The sequence below is a fragment of the Kutzneria sp. NPDC052558 genome (genome assembly GCF_044547355.1).
In the GTDB taxonomy this organism is placed as follows: domain Bacteria; phylum Actinomycetota; class Actinomycetes; order Mycobacteriales; family Pseudonocardiaceae; genus Kutzneria.
Genome location: NZ_JBIUAG010000010.1, coordinates 73,523 through 88,684 on the forward strand (window position 1 = coordinate 73,523; position 15,162 = coordinate 88,684).

Annotated in this window: 11 protein-coding genes; 9 read left to right on the forward strand and 2 right to left on the reverse strand. The window is 71.3% G+C overall.

Annotated elements, in window-relative coordinates; genetic code table 11:
• Positions 1 to 7 precede the first annotated feature (7 nt).
• The 6 genes from ACIG5F_RS19780 (at position 8) to ACIG5F_RS19805 (ending at position 8,691) form a co-directional block, all read left to right on the forward strand.
• Complete coding sequence (locus tag ACIG5F_RS19780) at positions 8 to 5,227, forward strand: type I polyketide synthase (protein WP_396519599.1); 5,220 nt, start codon at positions 8 to 10, stop codon at positions 5,225 to 5,227.
• The gene (locus ACIG5F_RS19785) at positions 5,220 to 6,008 is read left to right on the forward strand and encodes a thioesterase II family protein (RefSeq protein ID WP_396519330.1); all 789 of its coding nucleotides are present in this window, start codon (positions 5,220 to 5,222) and stop codon (positions 6,006 to 6,008) included. Before ACIG5F_RS19780 ends, ACIG5F_RS19785 begins: the two co-directional genes overlap by 8 nt.
• Complete coding sequence (locus ACIG5F_RS19790; protein ID WP_396519332.1) at positions 6,008 to 6,448, forward strand: SRPBCC family protein; 441 nt, start codon at positions 6,008 to 6,010, stop codon at positions 6,446 to 6,448. The genes ACIG5F_RS19785 and ACIG5F_RS19790 overlap by 1 nt, the downstream gene beginning before the upstream one ends.
• A complete protein-coding gene (locus ACIG5F_RS19795) occupies positions 6,442 to 7,629 on the forward strand; it encodes an acyl-CoA dehydrogenase family protein (RefSeq protein WP_396519334.1) in 1,188 nt (395 codons plus the stop codon). Before ACIG5F_RS19790 ends, ACIG5F_RS19795 begins: the two co-directional genes overlap by 7 nt.
• Before the next feature lie 8 nt (positions 7,630 to 7,637).
• Positions 7,638 to 8,057 carry an SRPBCC family protein gene (locus ACIG5F_RS19800; protein WP_396519336.1) on the forward strand — a complete coding sequence of 140 codons (420 nt, stop codon included), beginning with the start codon at positions 7,638 to 7,640 and terminating at the stop codon, positions 8,055 to 8,057.
• Positions 8,058 to 8,310: 253 nt separating this feature from the next.
• The gene (locus tag ACIG5F_RS19805) at positions 8,311 to 8,691 is read left to right on the forward strand and encodes an undecaprenyl diphosphate synthase family protein (protein WP_396519338.1); all 381 of its coding nucleotides are present in this window, start codon (positions 8,311 to 8,313) and stop codon (positions 8,689 to 8,691) included.
• A 111-nt stretch (positions 8,692 to 8,802) separates the two neighbouring features.
• On the opposite strand, the gene ACIG5F_RS19810 is transcribed toward ACIG5F_RS19805, so the two are convergent.
• Entirely contained in the window at positions 8,803 to 10,239 is a 1,437-nt protein-coding gene (locus ACIG5F_RS19810) for an aldehyde dehydrogenase family protein (RefSeq protein ID WP_396519339.1), read from the reverse strand.
• A gap of 350 nt (positions 10,240 to 10,589) precedes the next feature.
• Here ACIG5F_RS19810 and ACIG5F_RS19815 point away from each other — a divergent pair, with 350 nt between their 5' ends.
• On the forward strand, positions 10,590 to 12,920 hold the full coding sequence (locus ACIG5F_RS19815; protein WP_396519341.1) for an ATP-binding protein: 2,331 nt from the start codon (positions 10,590 to 10,592) through the stop codon (positions 12,918 to 12,920).
• A gap of 269 nt (positions 12,921 to 13,189) precedes the next feature.
• Here the strand turns inward: ACIG5F_RS19815 and ACIG5F_RS19820 are convergent, their stop codons facing one another.
• Positions 13,190 to 13,906: an IclR family transcriptional regulator gene (locus tag ACIG5F_RS19820; RefSeq protein ID WP_396519343.1), complete on the reverse strand. Its 717-nt coding sequence runs from the start codon at positions 13,904 to 13,906 to the stop codon at positions 13,190 to 13,192.
• Between the two features lie 428 nt (positions 13,907 to 14,334).
• Between ACIG5F_RS19820 and ACIG5F_RS19825 the strand changes: the two genes are divergently transcribed.
• Together ACIG5F_RS19825 and ACIG5F_RS19830 are read left to right on the forward strand one after the other, a co-directional pair.
• On the forward strand, positions 14,335 to 14,817 hold the full coding sequence (locus tag ACIG5F_RS19825; protein ID WP_396519345.1) for a hypothetical protein: 483 nt from the start codon (positions 14,335 to 14,337) through the stop codon (positions 14,815 to 14,817).
• 3 nt (positions 14,818 to 14,820) lie between these two features.
• The gene (locus tag ACIG5F_RS19830) at positions 14,821 to 15,120 is read left to right on the forward strand and encodes a transcriptional regulator (protein ID WP_396519346.1); all 300 of its coding nucleotides are present in this window, start codon (positions 14,821 to 14,823) and stop codon (positions 15,118 to 15,120) included.
• Positions 15,121 to 15,162 lie beyond the last annotated feature (42 nt).

Here is a 15,162-nt window from a genome sequence, read left to right on the forward strand (position 1 = left end):
CGTGACCATGTCGCCGATCGCTGTTGTGGGAGTGGGGTGCCGTCTGCCCGGTGGGGTCGACGGGCCCGATTCGTTGTGGCAACTGCTGCGGACCGGGCGGGACGCTATTCGCGAAGGCCCGCACGACCGCTGGGACGTCGCCGCCTTCTATGCGCCCGACCAGGACGTTCCCGGCCGGATGACCTCCCGCTGGGCCGGGCTGCTCGACGACATCGCGGGATTCGACGCGGAGTTCTTCGGCATTTCCGCCCGGGAGGCCCGGGCGATGGATCCGCAGGCCCGGCTGATGCTGGAAATCGCCTGGGAGGCCCTGGAAAGGGCCGGGATCTCACCGCGCGGCCTCGAAGGACGGCCGGTCGGCGTGTTCACGGGTTTGTGTCACGTCGATTATCTCCTGCGCATGGCCGGCCGGTACGACGAGATCGAGCCCTACACCTCGTCGGGCACCGCGCATTCGACGGCGGCCGGGCGGATATCGTATCTGCTGGGATTGCGTGGCCCGTCGGTGGCGATCGACGCCGCGTGCGCGTCCTCATTGGTCGCCGTGCACCTGGCCTGCCAGAGCCTGAATTCCGACGAGTGTGACATCGCGCTGGCCGGCGGGGCCAATGTGCTGGTCACGCCGGACGCCAGCCTTTCCTACTCGCAATGGGGAATGCTGTCGTCGACCGGTCGGTGCCGGCCGTTCGACGCCGCCGCCGACGGATACGTGCGCGGTGAGGGCGCGGGCATGGTCGTGTTGCGGCGGCTGGACGACGCGCTGCGGGACGGCGATCCGGTGCTGGCCGTCATCAAGGGCACCGCGGTCAACCAGGACGGCCGCTCGCGGGGATTGACCACGCCGTCGGCCGAGGCGCAGCGCATCCTGTTGCGCACCGCCGTGCAGAAGGCCGGCGTGCCGGCGGCCGCGGTGGGCATGGTCGAGGCGCACGGGCCGGGCACGCCGGTGGGGGACCCGATCGAGTTCTCGGCGCTGGCCGACGTGTACGGCTCCGGTGATCTCGGCCGCTGCGCGCTGGGCAGTCTCAAGTCCAACATCGGCCACCTCGAGGCGGCCGCGGGCGTCACCGGCCTGATCAAGGCGGTGTTGTGCGTCCGGAACGCCACCGTGGTGCCCACACTGCACTTCCGGCGCTGGAATCCGGAGATCCCCGCGGCCGACACCCGCCTGTACGTCCCCCAGGAGGTGGGTCCGTGGCCGGTGGACGGGCCCACCCGGATCGCCGCGGTGTCCAGCTTCGGCTTCAGCGGCACCAACGCCCACGCCATCGTCGAGAGCTTCGACCAGACGGCGCCGGAACCCGAGCCGGCCGCTGCCAGGCCAAGGGTGTTCGTGCTGTCGGCGGCCTCGGACCAGGCCCTGCGGGAGTCCGCCGGGCGGCTGGCCGAGCGGCTGGTCGAGCCCGGTTCGATCGCCCTGCGGGACGTCGCCCACACGCTGGCCCGGCGTCGTTCGCCGCTGAGCGAGCGGCTCGCCGTGGTCGCGGACAGTGCCGGCGAGCTGGTCGAGCAGCTGAAGGCGGTGCGGGACCAGGCCGAGAACCTGCCGGACGTCACCCGGGCCACCGCCCAGCTCGGACGGGTGGCCGGCCCGGTGTGGGTGTTCTCCGGGCAGGGCACGCAGTGGGCCGGCATGGGCCGGTCGCTGCTCGACGTCGACCCGGCGTTCACGGCGGCGATCGACGAGCTGGAGCCGTTGGTCAGGGCCGAGGGCGGGTTCTCGCTGCGCCAGCAGTTGTGCACGGGCGAGGAGGTGGTCACCGGCATCGCCACCCTCCAGCCGTCGCTGTTCTCCATGCAGGTCGCGCTGGCCGCGAGTTGGACGGCCCAGGGCGTGCGGCCGGCCGCCGTGATCGGTCACTCGATGGGCGAGGTGGCGGCGGCCGTGGTGTCGGGCCGCCTGTCGCTGGCCGACGGCGTGCGAGTGGTCTGCCGCCGGTCCCGCATGCTGGCCCGTCTGTCCGGTCGGGGCGCCATGGCCGTGGTGTGGCTGCACGAGCAGGTTGTCGCCGAGGAGCTCGCCGGTGTCGACGACGTGTCGATCGCCGTGCTCTCGGCCACGGACTCGACGGTCATCGCGGGGGCGACCGCGGCGGTGCACGCTCTGGTGGAGCGGTGGAACGCGCGCGGCGTGCCGGCAAAGCTGATCAAGGTGGATGTGGCCTCGCACAGCGCGATGGTCGATCCGATCATCCCGGAACTCATCGAATCCCTGCGGGAAGTCCGCGTGGCGCCGGCCGCCGCGACGCTGCCCGCCTTCTACACCACCGTGTTGGACGACCCGCGGGCCACGCCCGACTTCGACGCCCCGTACTGGGCGGCCAACATGCGCCAGCCGGTGCGGTTCCGGCACGCCCTGGTTGCCGCCGCGCGGGACGGTTTCGACGTCTTCGTCGAGATATCACCGCATCCGGGCCTGGCCTCGGCGATGCGCAGCACCCTGACCGACGCCGGGGTCGAACCCCTGGTGGTGCCGACCTTGGTGCGCGGTCAGGACGGCCCTCGGGACATCCAGCGTGGTCTCGGTGCGCTGTGGGCCCACGGCGTCCCGGTGGACTGGTCGCCGGAAGTACGGCACGGCACGGTCGCGGATCTGCCGGTGACGGCCTGGAACCGCGAACGCCACTGGATCGACCTTCCCCTCCCGCATCCCGATCTCGCCACGTCCGCCCGTAGCGGCGAGGGGCATGTGTTCCTCGGCCCCCGGTTGTGCGCTCCGCCGCCGGCCACCGGTGTGTTCTGGCGGGCCGATCTGGGCCGTGACGCAGTGCCGTGGCTGTCCGGAATGACCGTGCACGGTGAGGCGATGGCGCCGCTCGCGGCGTTCGCGGAGATCGCTGTCGCCGCCGGTGCGGAAGTGCTGGGCCGGCCGCCGCGAGAGCTCGCGCTCACCGGCGTGGAAGTCGTTCAGATGCTGCCGCTGGACGCGTCGACGCCGGTCTACACCAGCGTCGAACGCGGCGCCGACGGAGACCTCGACTGCACGATCCGGTCCTTCGATTCGAGTGACGACTCCTGGACCGTGCACGCCACGGCACGGGTGAGCATCGCGAGCGCGGCCAACTACAGCAACGAGATGTCCGGGCACAGGGCCGAACGGACGGTCACCGCCGAGGCCCTCGCGGCGGAACTCGATCGCCGCGGCGTGTCCTACGGTCCGGCCTTCCAGCTCCTGGACGACGTCCACATCGCCACCGAAGGCGACCGTGTCTTCGCCCGTGGCCGGCTGGTCGTGTCCGGCAGTGTGCGCGCGGACCGGCGCTTCCACGTCCACCCCGCCGTGCTGGACGCCTGCCTGCGGACCCTCAGCGCCGCGCTGGTGTGCACCCACGACGATCTCGACGTGGCGCCGCTGGCCATCGCGCTCGGCGACCTGCGGTTGGTCGGCGATCCCCGTGATGCCGTCGAGTGCCGGGTCGAGCTTGCCCCGCTGCCCGACGATTCCGGTTTCCAGGGCGGATTCCGGCTGCTGGACGAGGCCGGGGACCTCATCGCGCACGCCTGCGGGGTGCGGTTCGCCCGCTACGCGCGGGGCCCGGAGCGCCTGACCCCGTTGTTCCACGAGCTGACGTGGACGCCGTCGCCGTTGGGGCCGAGCGCGCAGCTGACCGGCACGTGGACCGTCTGCGCGTCGCCCGGCGACCAACGCGCCGCGGAAGCCGCAGCCCTGCTGCGCGCGGCCGAGTTGCTCGACACACCGTTGTCCGTGGAGGAAAACTCCCGGTTCGGCGAAGAGCTCGCGCGCTCGGTCGCCCGCCGGCCCGGCGATGCCAACGTGCTCCTCCTGCTGCCGCCGGCCGTGGCGACGCCGTCACCGCAGCGGGCCAGGGAGTTGGCCACGCTGGTCGCGGCGACGGCGCGGGCCTGTGTCGTCGAGAGTCCGGGGCGAGCCCCGCGGTTGTGGGTCGTCGCCTCGAATGCGCACGGCGTGCTGCCGACCGACCACACGGATCTGGACCAGGCCGGTGTGCCGGCCATCGTCCACGTGCTGCGGCACGAACATCCCGAACTGCGGGCCACCCTGGTCGATCCCGGCCGCGGTGAATCCGCGGTGGCGGACCTGCTGGCCGAACTCGCCTCGAGCACGGACGCCAGCGTGGTCGCGTGGCGCTCGGGAATCCGGTTCCTGGCTCAGGTGGCGCCGGCTCTCCCACGCGACACCGAACCGTCCACAGTGGTCAGCCCCGATGGGGCGTACCTCATCACCGGCGGTCTCGGCGCGGTTGGCCTGCACGCCGCCCAGTGGTTGAGCAAGAAGGGCGCGGGCCGGATCGTGTTGAACGGCCGTTCGGCCCCGAACGACACCGCTGCGGCTGTCATCGCGGCGATGCGCGAACGCGGCACGCAGGTGACGGTGGTGTGCGGGGACATCGCGCACCCGGAGACCGCACGGGAACTTGTGGCGGCGGCCAATGCGGACGGGTGCTCGCTGCGCGGCGTGCTGCACGCGGCGTTGACCGTCCATGATGGACCGATCGCCGGCCTCACGCCGGCGGACTTCCTGCCGACCTGGCAGTCGAAGGTCGACGGGGCTTGGCGGCTGCACGAGGCCACGCTCGACATCGCGCTCGACTGGTGGGTCACCTTCTCCTCCATGTCGGCCATGATCGGCAGCGCGGGGCTGGGCTCGTACGCGTCGGCGAACGCCTGGCTCGACGGCCTCGCCGGCTGGCGCAGGGCGCAGGGCCTGCCGGCGACCAGCATCGGCTGGGGACTGTGGGCCGGCACCGGGCTCGCCCGGACCTACGAGGACCAGGGACACGCCGCGTTGACCCCAGCCGACGCCATGGACGCGATGGAAGTGGCTCTGCTCAATGACTTCGCCCACGTCGGCGTCTTCAGGGCGGACGCCGAGCACTGGTTCGCCGACCAACCCGGGCTGGCCGCGCTCGCGCTGTTCGCCCCGCTGTCCACTCCGACGACCGAGGCATCGGCGACGCCCGACTCGCTGGCCGACCGCCTGCGGGTGGCCGATCTGGCCGAGCGGGTGCACATCTGGTCGGAGTACCTGTGGGCGCAGGTCGGGGACATCCTCGGCCGCCGGCCCTCGGCCACGCAGCCGAACATGCCGTTCATCAGCCTGGGACTGGATTCCCTTGGCGCCATGCGACTACGGCAGCGTCTCGCGTCGGCCGGTGTGGAAGTGCCCACCACCGCGATCTGGAAGCACCCGACCCCACGGCAACTCGCGCACGCCCTCGCCACCGCGGCAGGCAGCGATGTCTGACGAATTCGACTCGTGGCTGCTGCCCTTGCAGCCACGGCCGCGGGCCCGGCGTCGCCTGTACTGCTTTCCCTTTGCCGGCGGCGGCATCGCTCCCTACGCGCGGTGGATTCCCCTGCTGCCTGACGACATCGAGCTTGTCGGCGTGCAGCTGCCCGGGCGGGAGAACAGGATCGGCGAAGCCCCGCTGACCCGGTTCAACACCCTCCTTGACCACATCGCCGACGCCGTGGCGGAGCACGACGACGGAAGGGAGACCCACTTCTTCGGCCACTGCGCCGGCGCGATGCTGGCCTACGAGTGCGCGCGGGCCCTCCACGGCCGGGCCGCCGCGATGCCCGCCTCGCTGCTGGTGTCGGCCGCGCCCGCGCCCAGCCGCTGGGACAACCGGCGCATGACCTACGACCTCGGCGGCCGGGATCCACTCGTGGTGTTCAGCGAACTCGGGGCCATACCTAGGGAACTGATCGACGACCCGGACCTGGCCGCCCACGTGCGCGCCGTGCTGCACGCCGACACCGCCGTCTACCGAAGCTACCGACCCGATCCGCGCCCCCCACTGCCGCTGCCCGTCAGTGCCTTCGCCGCCGACCGCGACACCCTGGTCGCGCCGGCCGAAATGGAGCACTGGCAGCACCACACGGACCGGCCGCTGCGCGCCCGCCGCTACGACGGCACGCACTTCTCCATCCTCGACGGCCGCTCCGCACTGCTCGGCCTCGTGCTGGCCGAGCTCGCCATGACCGATCCGCTCAGCACTGCCTACGCACCGGGAGAGTTGTGATGTTCAAACAACGTGCCGTAGCGTCCACACCGATCACCGTGCCGCCGGAGAAGATCTTCGCTCTGATGGCCGACGGCGCCACCTGGGCCGACTGGTGCTCGTCGGTGGACGCGTTCCGACTGGAGCGGACCGGGGCCGCCGACCGCGAGGGCCCGGGCGCGATCCGCGCCTTCTGGTTCCGCGGGCGCACCACCCGATCCGAGATCACCGAGGTGCAGCCCGACCGGCTGCTGCGCTACCGGCTGCTGTCCGGCCTGCCGTTCTGGCGGTACGTGGGCACCGGCACCGTCACCGACGGCGTCCTGCACTGGGAAAGCACCTTCTACGCCAAGGTTCCGTGGCGCGGCGGGCACTGGCGGCGCTACATGCAGGACTTCCTCAACGACTTCGTTCGCGAACTGGCCGCGTACGCCGATTCCAGCAAGGAGGGGACATGCTGACCGTCACCGACATTCCCGCCGAGGACACGTTCACCAAGGCCGCCGCCGCGCTGGTGCCGCTGTTGCGTGCCCAGGCGCCCGACGCCGAGCGCAATCGCCGCGTCACCGACGAGGTCATCGCCGCGCTCGTCGACAGCGGCCTGTACTCGGCCAGCCGGCCGGCCGCCTACGGCGGTGACGAGCGGACGCTGACCGAGTTCGTGCGGGCGTCCATCGAGATCGGCCGCGGCTGCGGGGCCACCGGCTGGACGCTGGGCATCATGTCGGCGTGCCAGTGGATGGCCGGCCTGTACCCCCGCCGGACCACCGACGAGATCTGGGCCGACGGGGCCGCCCCGCGGTTCTGCGCGGTCGTGGCCATCCCCGAGGACGTGCGGCCGGAGGGCGACGGCGTCCGCGTGACCGGGGAATGGCGCTATTCCACCGGATGCCTGCACGCCGACTACGCGCTCGTCGGCGTGCCCGTCTTCAGCGGCGACGGCACGCCGCCCCGGCCCGGCATGGGTCTGGTGCCCATGCGGGAGCTGACGATCAGGGACACCTGGCACACCACGGGCATGCGGGCCAGCGGCAGCAACACGCTGGTCGGCAAGGACCTGTTCATTCCCGGCCACCGCATCCTCGACGTGGTCGGGATCGACAGCGGCGCGGTGCGCCCGGACAACGACGCTCCGCTGTACCAGGCCGGCTTCGCCGCCGCGCTCATCCTCTACGTCATCGGCCCCTACGTCGGCATGGCCAAGGCGGCGCTGGAGCTGACGCTCGGCCAGATCCGCCAGGGCAAGCGCAACACCTTCACCCTCGCCGAGCGGGCCCGCGACGTCGCCACCGTGCAGCTTCAGGTGTCCGAAGCCGCTACCAAGATCGACACCGCCGAGCTGCACCTGCTGCGGGCGGCCGCCGTCTCCGACTACCGCAACGAACGGCACGAGCGCCTCACCGACCACGAGCGGGCGCAGCTGCGCATGGACACCGGCTGGGCCCTGCGGCAGAGCCGCGAGGCCATCGAGCTCCTGCTCGACGCCCAGGGCGCGTCCGCGTTCGCCGAGGCCAACCCCGTGCAGCGCTACTGGCGCGACTGCGAGACCGGCACCCGCCACGGCATGCTGCTTCCCCTGATGGCGCAACACATCTACGGGGCCAATCTGTGCGGCGGCGACCCCGTCGTCGGACTGCTCTAGGAGACGTCATGGAATGCACGGTTGCTCAATCGTTCGAGGACTCCGCGCGCAACCTCTGGCGGACCATCTCCGACTTCGGCTCGGTGGGCCGCTACTGCCCGGCCGTCATCGAGTGCACAGTGGACGGTCGCTACCGCACCCTGGTCGCGAAGGACCCGACCGGCCAGCCGTTCCAGTATCAGGAGCGGCTGGAGGCGATCGACCAGGACACGATGCGCCTGACCTACTCGATGCCGGACACCAGCGGTTTCCCCATGCAGGACGGCTATCTGGCGACCATGGCGGTGAGCGAACTGTCGGCCGAGCGCTGCCTGCTCACCTGGTCGGCCACGCTCGAACCGCGCGACACCACGCCGACCGAGACGATGAACTTCATCATCGCGGTCTACCAGTCCATGTTCGACGGCCTGCGGGAACTGCATCGATGACACGCAGCCCGGCCGACCGCGCCCCCGGTGACAGCTGCCGTCACCGGGGGCGCGGTCGTCACGGTTGACGTTCGCGCGTGGGACACCGAGCTGACCGACGGACATCGGCAACGTCCTGTGCCACTGGGTGGTCCGCCGCTTGGCTACGTATTCCCCGCTACGTGACCATGTTCGTAGATTCACGCATAGCCCGCCGCCGCGCGCCGGGTGGATCCTGATCGAGGAAGCCCTCGCCATGATCGGAGACCGACTCATGACTGAGCTAGCAGCCGCCCGCTTCGCGTCGAAGAACGCGCCGACGGGCGGGGCGCCCCGTCATCTGGGAATCGTGTTGGACGGCAACAGAAGGTGGGCTCGTCGCCGCGGCCTGGCCTCGGTCGCCGATGGGCACCGCACCGGATTCGCGAAGATCCCCGAGGTCCTCGCCTGGTGTGCGGAGCTGGGCATCGAGGTGGTGACCGTCTGGATGCTGTCGGACGACAACATCCGCCACCGCACCGACAACGAGCTCGCCGACCTGTACCGGATCGACGAGGACATCATCGCGCGGCTGACATCCGCGTCGTCGCCAAGCGCAACAACACCGACAAGGATCAGGTCCTGCACTACCAGGGCCGCGCCATCTGAGCCATGACAACGCGGCTGTGGACACTGTCTCCCGAGGTCCACCCGCGACTGTCCACATGCGACGAGGGCGATGGACTGCCGACCATCGCCCTCGTCGCCTGCGCTCGTGCTGTCGGGGTCAGCGCCGGCCGACCGGCTGCATCAGGTGCTTGATCTCCTGGAACTCGGCCAGCGCGCGCAGGCCGTTGAGCCGGCCCGTGCCGCTGTGCTTGAAGCCGCCCTCCTCGAACTGGTCGTTGACCAGGCCCCAGGTGTTGGTCCACACCGTGCCGGCGTCGATGCGGCGCGCCACCCGCAGCGGGCGGTCCACGTCCCGGCTCCACACGCTCGCGGCCAGGCCGTACTCGGTGGCGTTGGCCCGGGCGACGGCGTCGTCCTCGTCGTCGAAGACCTCGAAGGTGCCGACCGGCCCGAACACCTCCTTCTGCACGAGGTCGTTGTCGGTGCCCTCGACCTCCAGCAGGGTCGGCAGGTGGTAGGCGCCGTCGGCCAGGTGCGGATCGGTCGGCACCCCGCCCCGCACCAGCGGCGTCGCGTAGGCGAGGGCGGACTCGACGAGCCGGTCGACCCGCGCCACGTTGGCCTTGTCGATCATCGGCCCCATGTCGCTGGCCGGATCGTCGCCGGGCCCGACCCGGACCGCCCGCAGCAGGTCCACCACCCGCTCGCGCAGCCGCGGGGCGATGCCGCGCTGGGCCAGGATGCGGCTGCCGGCCATGCAGAACTGGCCGGCGAAGGTCGTGATCCCCTTGGCCAGCACCGGGGCCACCGCGTCCAGGTCGGCGTCGTCGAAGACCACCATCGGGGTCTTGCCGCCCAGCTCCAGCGACACCGGGGTGAGGTTGGCCGCGGCGTCGCGCATGATCTGCCGGCCGACCACGGTGCTGCCGGTGTAGCTGATCACGTTCACCCGCGGGTCGCCGACCAGCACCGGCGCGCCGGTGTTGCCGGACTCGGTGAACGAGTTGAGCACGCCCGGCGGCAGGCTCGGCGCGGAGGTCATGAGCTCCAGCAGCAGCCCGTTGGTCAGGCCGGTCTGCCCGGGCATCTTCATCGCCACGGTGCAGCCGGCCGCCAGCGCCGGGGCGAACCCCCGGATGGCCAGCACCACCGGCGCGTTCCACGGCACGATGATCGCCGCGACGCCCATGGGCTGGCGCAGCGAGAACGAGTAGAGGTCCGGCGCCACCTCGGCCGACCCGCCGAGGTCCGACAGCGCCAGCCCGGCGTAGTAGCGCAGCTTCGGGATGGCCAGGTCCACCTCGAACGCGGCCTCGGCGAGGATCTTGCCGTTCTCCGTGGCCAGCGAGGTGATCACTTCGTCGCGGTGGCTCTCCAGCGCGTCGGCCATCTCGCGCAGCACGCGGGCCCGACGCTGGCGGTCGTGGGCCCAGTCGGTGGTGTCGAACGTCCGGCGGGCCGCGTCGACGGCGGCGGTCGCCTCCTCGGCGCCGCCGTCGGCGTACGTGCCGAGCGACTTGCCGCTCGCCGGGCTGAGGGAATCGGTTCTGGTGGCGCTGTCCAGCCATTGTCCGTCGATGTGGTTGCGGGCCACGGAGATGCTCCTTAGTCAGATCGTGCGCTTCGGACGACCCTGCCTGGTGGACCTCGTGGAGAAAGTCGGATCATTCGACAAACGTGGAGCCCAGAGAATGCTCGACACGATACCGTTCTTGTTGTCCGCCGGCGGTTTTTCGTGGACGCTATCCGTCCGTTCCGGCTCCCGACACCGCTGTTCCATGAGGTGGAACAGGGCCGACGCCGGGCGCGCGGCGACGTTCGCCCGTTGGAGTTCGACCAGGCCGGGCGACTCCGCCGGACGGCGGCGGCATGGTAGGAGATCGGGGGAAGGTTGTTCCACCGCGGACCCGGTGGACCATGGCCCCTGCGAACATGGGATCTCTGATGCCGGATGCCGAGATGATGCGGCGTGGGGGTGACCTCCCCGCCGAGGTCACCAGTTTCGTGGACCGCCGCCGGGAGGTCGTCGAGGCCGCGCGACTGCTGTCCGCGGCTCGACTGGTCACGTTGACCGGGGCCGGTGGGGTGGGCAAGACGCGGCTGGCGCTGCGGGTGGCGGCCAACATGCGCCAGGAGTTCGTCGACGGCGTGTGGCTGGTCGAGCTGGCCTCGTTGCAGGACCACGCCCTTTTGGAGCAGACCGTGGCCGACAGCGTGGGGCTGCGGGACCAGTCCGCCCGCTCGCCACGGGAGGTGGTGATCGGCTACCTGCGCGACCGCGAGCTGCTGCTCGTGCTGGACAACTGCGAGCACCTCGCGGACCGGTGCGCGGGGCTGGCGGCCGAGCTGCTCCCGGCGGCCCCGGGGCTGCGGATCCTGGCCACCAGCCGGCACGCGCTGTCCACGCCCGGCGAGCAGGTCCTCGCGGTGCCCCCGCTGCCGGTGCCGGACCCGCAACGCCCGCGGCAGCCCGGCGACCTGGTCGGCAACGACGCGATGCGGCTGTTCATGGAGCGGGCCACTCTCGTGCGGCCCGACTTCACGCTCACCGCCGCCAACCACACGACGATCGCCCGGATCTGCCATCAGCTGGACGGCCTGCCGCTGGCCGTCGAGCTCGCCGCGGCGCGGCTGCGGGTGCTGTCGCCGGAGCAGATCCTGAATCGGCTGGACGACCGCTTCTGCTTCCTGCGCGGGGGCAGCCGGACGGTGTTGCCCCGCCATCAGACGCTGCGGGCGGTGGTCGACTGGAGCTACGAGTTGTGCTCGCCGGCCGAACAGCAGCTGTGGGCGCGGGTGTCCGTGTTCGCCGGCGGGTTCGACCTGGACGCGGCCGAAGCGGTGTGCGACGGCGACGGCATCGACCGGGACCAGGTGCTGGACCTGCTGGTCGGGCTGGTGGACAAGTCGATCCTGATCAGGGAGGACCAGGAGCAGGCCGACTGGGCGCGGTACCGGCTGCTGGACACCCTTCGCCACTACGGGCGCGACCGGCTGCGGGCGGCCGGGGCGGAGGCCACGCTGCGGCTGCGGCACCGGGACTACTTCCTGCGGTTGGCCGAACGGGGCGAGGCGGAGTGGTTCGGCCCCACCCAGCTTCAGGTGGCCGCCCGCACCCGGTCCGCCCACCCCAACCTGCGCCTGGCCCTGGAGTGCTGCCTGACCACCCCCGGCGAGTCCCGGACCGGCCTGCGGCTGGCCGCCGCCCTGCACTTCTACTGGTTCGGCTGCGGCTTCGCGGCCGAGGGACGGCACTGGCTGGACCGGGCCCTGGCCCTGGACACCGAGCCGAGCCGGCAACGGGCCAACGCCCTGCGCGCCAACGCCCACATCACCACGATGCAAGGGGGATTCTCGGCCGCCACGACCATGGCGCGGGAGTGCCGGGACTGGGCGCTGGCGCACGGGGACGAGACCACGCTGGTGCACGCGTTGTTCGTGCAGGGGCTCATCGCGCGGTTCACCGATGATCTGCCGCGTGCGCAGGCCCTGTTGGAGGAGGCGTTAGCGCGCTTCCACGCTCTGGACGTACTGAACGGCTCCGTGATTCTGGCTTATGTCACGCTCGCCATCGTCGTCGCTTTCCGGGGCGACGTCGAACGCGCCGTCACATTGGGGCGACATGCCCGTGAACTGTGCGAGGGGCATGGCGAGCAATGGGCCCGGTCCTATGCGCTCTACAGCCTCACCGTGGCCGAATCGGCGCGGGGCGAGTTGACCCAGGCGCGTGTGTACGCGAAGGAAGGCCTTCGCGTCATGCGCCTGTTCAACGACATCATGAGCGCGGCGGTGCGGGTCGAGCGGCTGGCCTGGATCGACGGCGCGTCCGGCGAGCAGGAGCGGGCCGCGGTGCTGATGGGCGCGGCCCACCGGATGTGGTCCCTGGTCGACGGCCAGCCTCAGTTCGGCTATCGGCACTACGTCGCCTCACGTGTGGCGTGCGAGCAGCAGGCCCGCCGCGTTCTCGGCGACCGTGCCTTCACGACCGCCTTCGAGCGCGGCGCCGCGCTCGAACTCGATCAGGCCGTCGCCTATGGCCTCGAAGAGAAAGCCGCGTCCGCCGCGCCGGCCGCGACCACCGGGACACCGCTGACCTACCGGGAGCACGAGGTGGCCGAACTGGTCACGCTGGGCCTGGCCAACAAGGAGATCGCCGCCCGGCTGGGGATCTCCACCCGCACCGCGGAGAAGCACCTGGCCAACGTGCTCAAGAAGCTCGACTTCAACTCCCGCGCGCAACTCGCCGCCTGGGTGGTCGACCACCGCAACGGTTAGGAGTGTGCTGAACAAGGGTGGTTTGGGGCGGGAAGGACGCCACGACGGCCTCTTACGTGCCAATTTGGGTCAGACCCCGTGGGGTCGACAAGTGGTCGTGCTTCCCGCCACCAGCCAGTGTGCTCGCCGCTGGAGGGGCACGCAACCCGACACCCGGCGGCGGCGTCCATCAACTCCGGATCAGGATTGCCGACACCTCGCACCCACTGATCCTCCCAGCCCGGCTACCGCCGGTCCGGGAGGAGACCCGCCGGTTGTTCAGCGCACTCCTAGGCCACACAGCAGACGTCGCGCATCGCCGCGTCCGACACCCGCCGCAGCCAGAGCAGGGTGCGGTCGCGGTCGATCTGCCCGCTCATTCCCTTGGCCACCAAGGCGATCGTCGGGCAACCCGGCAGCCGCACCGGCACCGCCAGGCAGGTGGTGCCGTGCGGGCCGGTCAGCTCCGCGAAGGCGCGTCGCCGGATCCGCAGCAGATCACGGCCCAGCCTCGCCACCTCGGTGGCGTCCAGCTCGTCCTGCCGGACCAGGCCGCGCACCGCGGCCTCGTCGTAGGCCAGCAACAGCCGGCCGGCGGCGGACCGCAGCGCCCTGACCCGGCCGGTGCTGTCACTCGGGCTATGGGCGTCGTGGTGGCTGTAGACGCGGTGCACGAACTCCACGTCCGTGCCGGCGAGCACCGCCAGGCTCGCCGTCATGCCGGTCCGCACCAGCAGGTCGCCGAGGAACGGGGCCAGGCGCCGGAGCGTCTCGTGGTCGAGGTCGGATCTCGGGGGCGGGGAGCCCTGGGCCGGCTGGTAGTAGTCGCCCACCCGTCCCACCAGGCCGACCGACGTCAGCGCGGACAGCATGCGGTGGGTGGTCGACTTGGCCAGTCCCGTGCGCAGACTCAACTCGGTCAGGCGCTGCGGCCCGCTCGCCTCCTGCAACGCCGAGAAGACCGAGAACGCCCTGCCGATCGAGCGCGGCAGACTCTGATCATCCACATCACACCTCCAACGGAATCCGCGTCGGGTGAACCTTCCGCTCCAGACTCTCCACCAGCCGCCCGGCGGTCGGCTATCGGTGAATCTGCTCACCTCACCGGTGGTGGCGGGCCGGTCTACGTAGCCATGCCGCCGCGTACGTAGCGCGCCCCTGACCAGCGGTCATCCGGGAGCACCGGCGCGGTTGTTCGGACTCGACGTCGTCGTAGCCTTCCCCGCGTAGGCCCGGCCGGTAGGCGCGGCCGACGGCCGGGCGCGTCAACCGGTTGATCCCGGGAATCGCCGGCGGCGAGGGCGATGGTCCGTGTTCATGTGCGGTGGCCATGACCGCGGGGCTACACGCTAGGCAAGTACTTGCCTGAGAGGAAAGGGCGAGGTACTTTCTCTTCAGGCAAGTACTTGCCGAGGAGTGGAGAGGGGATGTCACCGTGAACGAGCCGGAGGACAAACCGACGCCGGACGAGGCGGCGGCGGCGCTGCGCGCGGTCCGCGCGAGCCGGGAGCAGGTGCTCACATCCCTGGTGGGTCCCCGCTGGGTCTCGATCTTCGGCGGCCTGCTCGTGCTCGGCTACGCCGTGACCGTCGACCTGGCCCCGACGACAGTGCCCTGGCTGACCTGGGTCCTGGTGGTGGTCGCGCTGGCGCTGTTCGTCGTGCTGCGCACCCGGGTCGGCGGCAGCCTGCTCGGGCGGTCGGTCGCGGTGTCCGGCCGCAGCCTGCCGTCCGCCTTCCGCTGGAACCTGCCGCGCGTCGCGCCCGTGATCGTCCTCTCGTTGGCCGTGGCCGTGGTCATTCCGCTGCTGCACGTGCCCCACGCGGCGATCTACTACGGGGCGCTGGCGGCGTTCTACATCATCGTCCTCGGACCCCGGTTCCAGCTGTGGCTGCTGCGCCGGCAAGAGAAGGACTGAGCGGTGGCCGAGCTCGACCAACTCCTGCTGGACCCGACCCGGCTGGCCATCGTCGCGCTGCTCGCCGCCGCGGACTGGGCCGAGTTCGGCTTCGTCCGCGACTCGGTGGGCCTCACCGACTCCGCACTGTCCAAACAGGTCACGACCTTGTCCAAGAACGACTACGTCGCGGTCCGCAAGGGCTACGTCGGCAAGCGGCCGCGAACCTGGCTCAACCTCACCGACACCGGACGTGAAACCCTGGCCGAGCACATCGCCGCCCTCCAGGCCATCGCCGAGAGCGCCCGCCGACCCCCGGCCTAGCTCGTTTCCTGTTGGCAGGGCCGCCGGGCTGGCGGCGGGGCC

Bases quoted from the DNA above. Each gene is read 5' to 3' on its own strand.
- ACIG5F_RS19800 (WP_396519336.1), top strand. From the start codon at position 7,638: ATGGAATGCACGGTTGCTCAATCGTTCGAGGACTCCGCGCGCAACCTC.
- ACIG5F_RS19780 (WP_396519599.1), top strand. From the start codon at position 8: ATGTCGCCGATCGCTGTTGTGGGAGTGGGGTGCCGTCTGCCCGGTGGG.
- ACIG5F_RS19785 (WP_396519330.1), top strand. From the start codon at position 5,220: ATGTCTGACGAATTCGACTCGTGGCTGCTGCCCTTGCAGCCACGGCCG.
- ACIG5F_RS19795 (WP_396519334.1), top strand. From the start codon at position 6,442: ATGCTGACCGTCACCGACATTCCCGCCGAGGACACGTTCACCAAGGCC.
- ACIG5F_RS19805 (WP_396519338.1), top strand. From the start codon at position 8,311: ATGACTGAGCTAGCAGCCGCCCGCTTCGCGTCGAAGAACGCGCCGACG.
- ACIG5F_RS19790 (WP_396519332.1), top strand. From the start codon at position 6,008: ATGTTCAAACAACGTGCCGTAGCGTCCACACCGATCACCGTGCCGCCG.
- ACIG5F_RS19815 (WP_396519341.1), top strand. From the start codon at position 10,590: ATGCCGGATGCCGAGATGATGCGGCGTGGGGGTGACCTCCCCGCCGAG.